This window comes from Pseudomonas sp. EGD-AK9, from assembly GCF_000465935.2.
GTDB lineage: Bacteria > Pseudomonadota > Gammaproteobacteria > Pseudomonadales > Pseudomonadaceae > Aquipseudomonas.
Map to the genome: position 1 here is coordinate 1 of NZ_AVOF01000160.1, position 7,334 is coordinate 7,334.

The following is a 7,334-nucleotide window of genomic DNA, read 5'->3' on the forward strand; positions in this document are numbered from 1 at the left end:
GTCAGCGAGACCTGCGGCCCGCTGTCGGGCGCAACGGCCTCGGGCTCGCGCAGCGCCTCGAGCCAGTCCCGCGCATGACGCGTGAGTTCGCCGGCCATCGCGGCCGGGTAGAGGCGATCGCCCTGGCCGTCGATCCACTCAAGCGCGGCGTCCAAGCCGTGCACGCGGGAGAGGATCTCCAGGTCGCCGGCCAGCACCACCTGATAGACCACCTCCGGCACCTCGGGATGGCGCAAGCCGGCGGGGCGGCCCTGGCCGTCGAACTGCTCGAACACGTGGCGCAGGCCCTGCTCCACGGCAGTGTCGAGGCCGAGGGTGCGGGCGATATCGCCGGCGACCTCGCAGTGCACCTGGGCCAGCGGCGTGGTGCGCAGCATGGCGCGTTGCCCCGCCGCATCCAGGGTTTGCGCGAGCATGGCGCGGCGCCCGCCGACGTCGTCGCCAAGCAAATGCATGAAGCCCTCGGCGTTGGCCGTGCAGCCCGACCAGCGCAGCAATGCCACCTGGCGGACGGCATCCGCCTGCGCCCGATCGCCACCGCAGGCCTGCACCAGCCATTGCGCCAGGCGTGCGGTGCGGCGCGACTGGTCGATGGGCTGGCCCATGCTCAGATCGCCGACCATGGCCAGCGCCAGCATGGCGTCCTGCAGCGCGACGCCCTCAGTCTCCTGCATCTTGGTTCCCCACTCCCGCTCTGCTCATTTTCGCGCCGCCCTCGGATAAACGACCGATACCGGGGCCGGCGAGCCCGCCCGACACTGGCGTCTCCCACTACTCAGGAGAATCCGCCATGCACCTACCCAAGCCCCTCGCCCTGGCTCTGGCCCTATCCGCCACGCTGCTGAGCGCCGCCAGCCAGGCCGCCACCGCTCAGCCCGCGGTGGTCATCGTCCACGGCGCCTTCGCCGACGGCTCCGACTGGGCCAAGGTCGTGCCGCTGCTGCAGGACCGGGGGATCGCCGTCACCGTGGTGCAGAACCCGCTGACCTCGCTGGCCGATGACGTCGCCGCCACCCAGCGCGTGCTGAACAATCAGGACGGCGACGTGGTGCTGGTCGGCCACTCCTGGGGCGGCACGGTGATCAGCCAGGCCGGTACCGACGACAAGGTGCGCGGGCTGGTCTACGTCGCCGCCTTCGCGCCCAATCCCGGCCAGGCGACCGGAGAGCTCTATGGTGGTTATCCCACCGCGCCGGGTTCCAGCCAGATCGCCGCCGACAAGAACGGCTATCTGTACCTGACCGCGCAGGGCATGGCCAACGATTTCGCCCAGGATCTGCCACCCGCGCAGACCGCGGTGATGAGCGCCACCCAGGGCCCGATCCGCGCCGCCGCCTTCGAGGAGCGCACCAGCGTCGCCGCCTGGCAGCAGAAGCCGTCCTGGTACATCGTCGCCAGCGACGACCGCATGATCGTGCCGCAGATGCAGCGCGACTTCGCCAAAAAGATCGGCGCTCAGACCACCGAGCTCGCCGCCAGCCACGTACCGCAGCAATCGCGCCCCGAGGACGTGGCCAAGGTGATACTCCAGGCGGTGCAGGAGAGCCAGGCGCGAGCCGGCAAGTAACACCTGCCGCAACGGGTAAGACGCGCGCCAGCGATGGCGCGCGCCTTGCTCATGCCTGGGGGCGACTAGCCTCTGCGCGGCGGCGCATCTCGATCAGGCCGGCGCGCTGGCCAGCATCGAGGGACGTTGGGCAAAGGCCTGCTGGAACCGGCTCAGCGCCGGATGCGCGGCGCGCCAGTCGAGATCGGCGAAACGGAAATCCAGATAACCCAGGGCGCAGGCCACGCCGATCTGCGCCAGATCGACGGGGCCCTGCAGCCGGTCGGCCTGGCGCTCCAGCTCGGCCAGGGCGCGCTGCACCTTGCCCAGTTGCCCCTCCAGCCAGGCCTGCGACTGCTGCTCGGCTTGGCGCACGGCCTTTTCGTAACGCGCCAGCAGCGCGGCGTCCATCAGCCCGTCGGCCAGCGCCGCCAGGCGCAGCACCGGCCAGCGCGTATCGTCCTGCGGCAGCAGACGGGCGCCGCCGTGCAGGGTGTCGAGGTACTCGCAGATCACCCGGCTGTCGTACAGCGCCTCGCCGTCGTCGCTCAGCAGCACCGGGATCTTGCCCAGCGGGTTGAGCGCGTTGACCCGCTCGTTGAGGGTGGTCGGCAGCACAGCAGTGTCGAGCAGCTCGATGCGCGCCAGCAGCCCGGCCTCAAAGGCCAGCACGCGAACCTTGCGGGCGAAGGGGGAGGCGGCGGCATAGATCAGTTGCATGTTTCTACTCTCCTCATGGGGCTCGGCGCATCTGCCGACGAGTTCTAGCCCGAACCAGGCACCTGCTCGGGCAGCGATTGGCCCTGCACCGGCGCCATTTCCAGGCGATCGCGGCCGCGCTGCTTGGCGCGATAGAGCAGCTTGTCCACCGCGTTGAGGAAGTCCACCGCGCGGTCCTGGGCCTCGGGCACCGTGGTGCCGACGCCGAGGCTGATGGTCAGCAGCGGCGCCACCGTGGATTTCTCGTGGGGGATGCGCCGCTGGCGCACCAGCTGGCGGCAGCGTTCGGCGATATGGCGGGCGGCGGCGGCATCGGTTTCCGGCAGCACCAGGACGAATTCCTCGCCGCCGAAACGCCCGACGAAATCCCGCGGCCGGCTGGCGGCGCCGCTCAGCGCCTGGCCGACGCTCTTCAGGCAGTCGTCGCCCTGGATATGCCCGTAGTGGTCGTTGTACTGCTTGAAGTGGTCGATATCCAGCAGGATCAGCGACAGCGGCTGGCAGGTACGCTGGGCGCTGGCCCATTCGCTGGCCAGCACCGAGTCGAACATGCGCCGGTTGGCCACGCCGGTCAGGCCGTCCTTGTAGGAGAGCTCTTCGAGCTGCTGCTGCAGGCTGAGCAGCTGCTGCTCGGTCTGCTTGCGCTCGCTGATGTCGAACATGAAGCCGATCAGCGAATCCACCTCGCCCTTGTCGTCGCGCACCACGTGCACCACGTCGCGGATCCACACGTAGTCGCCGGCGGCGGTCAGCGCGCGGTAGTCGGCCTCGTGGTCGACGCCGTTCTGCGACTGCGACACGCAGAAGGCCACCACCTGCTCGCGGTCCTCCGGGTGCATGCGCGCCGCCCAGTCCTCGGCGCTGACCCAGCTGGACTGCGCCCAGCCCAGCAGGCTTTCGATCTGCGGGCCGATGTAGGCGAAGGTCATGGTCTTCCAGTCGATCTTCCAGGGGATCGCCTTGGTCGATTCGAGCAGGGTCTTGTAGACCGCACTGTCGGTCTCGATGGGTTGGTTCACGGGCAATCCTCCGGCGGCGGATACGGCTGCCCGTTCCTTATACACCAGGCGACGTTACTCACGACAAGCGCCAGGGTCCAGCCGCTGCGCCAGGTCGCGCAGAACCGAGCTAGCCCCACCCCTCCAGGCGCATGGTGGCGCGCACCAGGCGCTGCTCTTCCTGCTCGATCTCCTGCAGGTTGTCGCGGATGCTGTGGATATGGTCGCGCGCGGCGCGCTGCGCCTGTTCCGGCAGGCGCTCGATCACCGCGTGATACAGCCGCGAGTGCTGGCGGTCGATCTGCCGTTTCTGCGCCGGGCGGTGGTAGAGGTTGTTCACCGAGGCGAACACCGTGCTGAGCATCAGGTCGGTCAACGACTGCAGGGTGTGCACCAGCACCGGGTTGTGCGAGGCCTCGCAGATGGCCAGGTGGAAGGCGTGGTCGAGGCGCGCGTGCTCGCGCGGATCGACCGGGCTGTCCTGGGTATGGGCGGCGAGCATTTCCTCGTAACGCCGGGTCAGCAACACGAAATCCGCCTCGGTGCCGCGCAGCGCCGCCAGGCGCGCCGACTCGCCCTCGAGCAGGCCGCGCACTTCCAGCAGATCGTAGAGGGTGCGCGGCTGCGAGTTGAACAGGTGCATCAGCGGGCTGGCGTCGCGCTCGCCGCTGAGCTTGGCCACCCGCGAGTCGCGGCCCTGGGCGGTGTCGATGATGCCGCGCCCGCGCAGCACCTTGAGCCCCTCGCGCAGCGCCGAACGGGAGATGCCCAGCTTCTCGCACAGGCGCCGCTCCGACGGCAGCGGCTGGCCCACCTTGAGCACGCCGTCGACGATCAGCCGCTCGATGCGCTCGGCCACCACGTCGCTGACCTGGCGCCGCGCCGCGCCCTGTTGCCCGTCCATTCGCCACCTCCACCACACTGGTCGTACCAATTTCTAAGGGCCACCTTAGATCGCGCGCCCGCCCAGAGGCAAGCCGCGACGGATAAGACCTTAGGCCAATCCAGGGCAAAGGCCTGGCGCAAGAAACTGGTCCTACCAGCGCCCAAGAAGATGGACGCAGGGACAAGGCCGACCTAAACATGCGGCCCATGGTCGCAGCCTGACCCTTGATAACAATTACGTTCCCGAATCGAGCCTGCCATGAGCATTCTGTACGACGAGCGCATCGACGGCGCGCTGCCCAAGGTCGACAAGGCCGCCCTGCTGGCGGAATTGCGCCAGCGCCTGCCCGACCTCGACATCCTGCACACCACCGAAGACCTCACGCCCTACGAGTGCGACGGCCTGTCCGCCTACCGCACCACGCCCATGCTGGTGGTGCTGCCCGAACGCATCGAGCAGGTGCAGCAGCTGCTGCAGCTCTGCCACGCCCGCGGCGTGCCGGTGGTGGCACGCGGCGCCGGCACCGGCCTGTCCGGCGGCGCGCTGCCGCTGGAGCAGGGCATCCTGCTGGTGATGGCGCGCTTCAACCAGATTCTCGAGATCAACCGCGAAGGCCGCTTCGCCCGCGTGCAGCCGGGCGTGCGTAACCTGGCGATCTCCCAGGCGGCGGCGCCCTTCGATCTGTACTACGCGCCGGACCCCTCGTCGCAGATCGCCTGCTCCATCGGCGGCAACGTCGCCGAGAACGCCGGCGGCGTGCACTGCCTGAAGTACGGCCTGACCGTGCACAACCTGCTCAAGGTCGAGATTCTCACCGTCGAGGGCGAGTTCATGACCCTCGGCAGCGACGCCCTGGACGCCCCCGGTTTCGACCTGCTGGCGCTGTTCACCGGCTCCGAGGGCATGCTCGGCATCGTCACCGAAGTCACCGTCAAGCTGCTGCCCAAGCCGCAGGTGGCCAAGGTGCTGCTGGCGGCCTTCGACTCGGTGGAAAAGGCCGGCCGCGCAGTGGGCGACATCATCGCCGCCGGCATCATTCCCGGCGGCCTGGAGATGATGGACAACCTGGCGATCCGCGCCGCGGAAGACTTTATCCACGCCGGCTACCCGGTGGAGGCCGAGGCCATCCTGCTGTGCGAGCTGGATGGCGTCGAAGCCGACGTGGCCGACGACTGCGAGCGGGTGCGCGCGGTGCTGACGAAGGCCGGCGCCACCGAAGTGCGCCAGGCCCGCGACGAGGCCGAGCGGGTGAAGTTCTGGGCCGGGCGCAAGAACGCCTTCCCCGCGGTCGGGCGCATCTCGCCGGACTACTACTGCATGGACGGCACCATCCCGCGCCGCGAGCTGCCCGGCGTGCTGCGCGGCATCGCCGAGCTGTCCGAGGAGTACGGCCTGCGCGTGGCCAACGTGTTCCATGCCGGCGACGGCAACATGCACCCGCTGATCCTCTTCGATGCCAACGTGCCTGGCGAACTGGAGCGCGCCGAAGCCATCGGCGGCAAGATCCTCGAACTCTGCGTCAAGGTCGGCGGCAGCATCACCGGCGAGCACGGCGTAGGCCGCGAGAAGATCAACCAGATGTGCGCGCAGTTCAACAGCGACGAGATCACCCTGTTCCATGCGGTGAAGGCGGCGTTCGACCCCAGCGGCCTGCTCAATCCGGGCAAGAACATCCCCACCCTGCACCGCTGCGCCGAGTTCGGCGCCATGCACGTGCACCACGGCCAACTGCCCTTCCCGGAACTGGAGCGTTTCTGATGTCGCATGATTTCGACGCCAGCGCCGCGCTGCTGGAACAGGTCAACCACGCGCTGAACAGCGCCACCCCGCTGCGCATCCAGGGCAGCGGCAGCAAGGCTCATCTGGGCCGCGCCACCAGCGGCGAGGTGCTGGATACCCGCATGCATCGCGGCATCGTCAGCTACGACCCGACCGAACTGGTGCTCACTGCCCGCGCCGGTACACCGCTGGCCGAGATCGAGGCGGCGCTGGAGGCCAACAACCAGATGCTGCCGTGCGAACCGCCGCACCTGGGCGAGGGCGCCACCCTTGGCGGCATGGTCGCCGCCGGGCTGTCCGGCCCGCGTCGGCCCTGGGCCGGCTCGGTACGTGACCAGGTGCTGGGTACCCGCGTGATCACCGGCCAGGGCAAGCTGCTGCGTTTCGGCGGCGAGGTGATGAAGAACGTCGCCGGCTACGACCTGTCGCGCCTGATGGCCGGCAGCTTCGGCTGCCTCGGCCTGCTCACCGAGGTGTCGCTCAAGGTGCTGCCCAAGCCGCGCCAGGCGCTCAGCCTGCGCCTGGAAGTGGACGCCCTGCACGCGCTGAACAAGCTCGCCGAATGGGGCCAGCAGCCGCTGCCGATCAGCGCCGCCAGCCACGACGGTGCGGCGCTGCACCTGCGCCTGGAAGGCGGCGAGGGTTCGGTGCAGGCTGCGCGCCAGCGCCTGGGTGGCGAGGAAATCGACAACGGCTACTGGCTGCAGCTGCGCGAGCAGCGCCTGCCGTTCTTCGCCGGCGAAGGCACCCTGTGGCGCCTGTCGCTGCCGGCCAACAGCGGCCTGCTCGACCTGCCCGGGCGCCAACTGATCGACTGGGGCGGCGCCCAGCGCTGGCTGAAATCCGACGCCGATGGCGCGCTGATCCAGCGCGTGCTGGCCAAGCTCGGCGGCCACGCCACCTGCTTCGCCGCAGGTACCGAACAACCCTTCCAGCCGCTGGCCGCGCCGCTGCTGCGCTACCAGCGCCAGCTCAAGCAACAGCTCGATCCCCAGGGCATCTTCAACCCTGGCCGCATGTACGCCGAGGTATAAGCCGTGCAGACCAACCTGAGTGAACAAGCCAAGCGTCTGCCGCGCGCCGAGGAAGCCGAGCGGGTGCTGCGCTCCTGCGTGCATTGCGGTTTCTGCAACGCCACCTGCCCGACCTACCAGCTGCTCGGCGACGAGCTGGACGGCCCGCGCGGGCGCATCTACCTGATCAAGCAGATGCTCGAAGGCGGCGAGGTCACCGCCAAGACCCAGCAGCATCTGGACCGCTGCCTAACCTGCCGCAACTGCGAAACCACCTGCCCGTCCGGCGTGCAGTACCACAACCTGCTGGACATCGGCCGTGAACTGGTCGAACAGGCGGTGCCGCGGCCGCTGAGCGAGCGCCTGCTGCGCCAGGGCCTGCGCGCCGTGGT

The 7,334-nt window shown here is 69.2% G+C and carries 7 protein-coding genes and 1 pseudogene; 4 read left to right on the top strand and 4 right to left on the bottom strand.

The window, feature by feature from the left end; all coding sequences use genetic code 11:
* Positions 1–674: pseudogene (locus tag N878_RS08950) on the bottom strand (phosphohydrolase); the annotation flags it as partial.
* 116 nt (positions 675–790) lie between these two features.
* Between N878_RS08950 and N878_RS08955 the strand changes: the two are divergent.
* A complete protein-coding gene (locus N878_RS08955; protein WP_021443327.1) occupies positions 791–1,567 on the top strand; it encodes an alpha/beta fold hydrolase in 777 nt (258 codons plus the stop codon).
* A gap of 93 nt (positions 1,568–1,660) precedes the next feature.
* Here N878_RS08955 and N878_RS08960 read toward each other — a convergent pair whose 3' ends face one another.
* The 3 genes from N878_RS08960 to glcC form a co-directional block, all read right to left on the bottom strand.
* Positions 1,661–2,266, bottom strand: coding sequence for a glutathione S-transferase (locus N878_RS08960; RefSeq protein WP_021443328.1), 606 nt, complete (start codon positions 2,264–2,266; stop codon positions 1,661–1,663).
* Positions 2,267–2,310: 44 nt separating this feature from the next.
* Entirely contained in the window at positions 2,311–3,285 is a 975-nt protein-coding gene (locus N878_RS08965) for a sensor domain-containing diguanylate cyclase (RefSeq protein ID WP_021443329.1), read from the bottom strand.
* Positions 3,286–3,394: 109 nt separating this feature from the next.
* Positions 3,395–4,168: a transcriptional regulator GlcC gene (glcC, locus tag N878_RS08970; protein WP_021443330.1), complete on the bottom strand. Its 774-nt coding sequence runs from the start codon at positions 4,166–4,168 to the stop codon at positions 3,395–3,397.
* Positions 4,169–4,408: 240 nt separating this feature from the next.
* Between glcC and glcD the strand changes: the two genes are divergently transcribed.
* The 3 genes from glcD to N878_RS08985 all read left to right on the top strand — a co-directional run.
* Positions 4,409–5,908 (top strand): glycolate oxidase subunit GlcD, encoded by a 1,500-nt coding sequence (glcD, locus tag N878_RS08975; protein ID WP_021443331.1) that lies wholly within the window; start codon positions 4,409–4,411, stop codon positions 5,906–5,908.
* Positions 5,908–6,963, top strand: coding sequence for a glycolate oxidase subunit GlcE (gene glcE / locus N878_RS08980; RefSeq protein ID WP_021443332.1), 1,056 nt, complete (start codon positions 5,908–5,910; stop codon positions 6,961–6,963). The genes glcD and glcE overlap by 1 nt, the downstream gene beginning before the upstream one ends.
* A gap of 3 nt (positions 6,964–6,966) precedes the next feature.
* The coding region (locus N878_RS08985; RefSeq protein ID WP_021443333.1) for a 4Fe-4S dicluster domain-containing protein at positions 6,967–7,334 on the top strand (368 nt) is incomplete at its 3' end.

What these genes read in the sequence shown, in the direction of transcription:
- N878_RS08955 (WP_021443327.1), top strand. Translation starts at nt 791, where the DNA reads ATGCACCTACCCAAGCCCCTCGCCCTGGCTCTGGCCCTATCCGCCACG.
- N878_RS08960 (WP_021443328.1), bottom strand. Translation starts at nt 2,266, where the DNA reads ATGCAACTGATCTATGCCGCCGCCTCCCCCTTCGCCCGCAAGGTTCGC.
- glcC (WP_021443330.1), bottom strand. Translation starts at nt 4,168, where the DNA reads ATGGACGGGCAACAGGGCGCGGCGCGGCGCCAGGTCAGCGACGTGGTG.
- glcD (WP_021443331.1), top strand. Translation starts at nt 4,409, where the DNA reads ATGAGCATTCTGTACGACGAGCGCATCGACGGCGCGCTGCCCAAGGTC.
- glcE (WP_021443332.1), top strand. Translation starts at nt 5,908, where the DNA reads ATGTCGCATGATTTCGACGCCAGCGCCGCGCTGCTGGAACAGGTCAAC.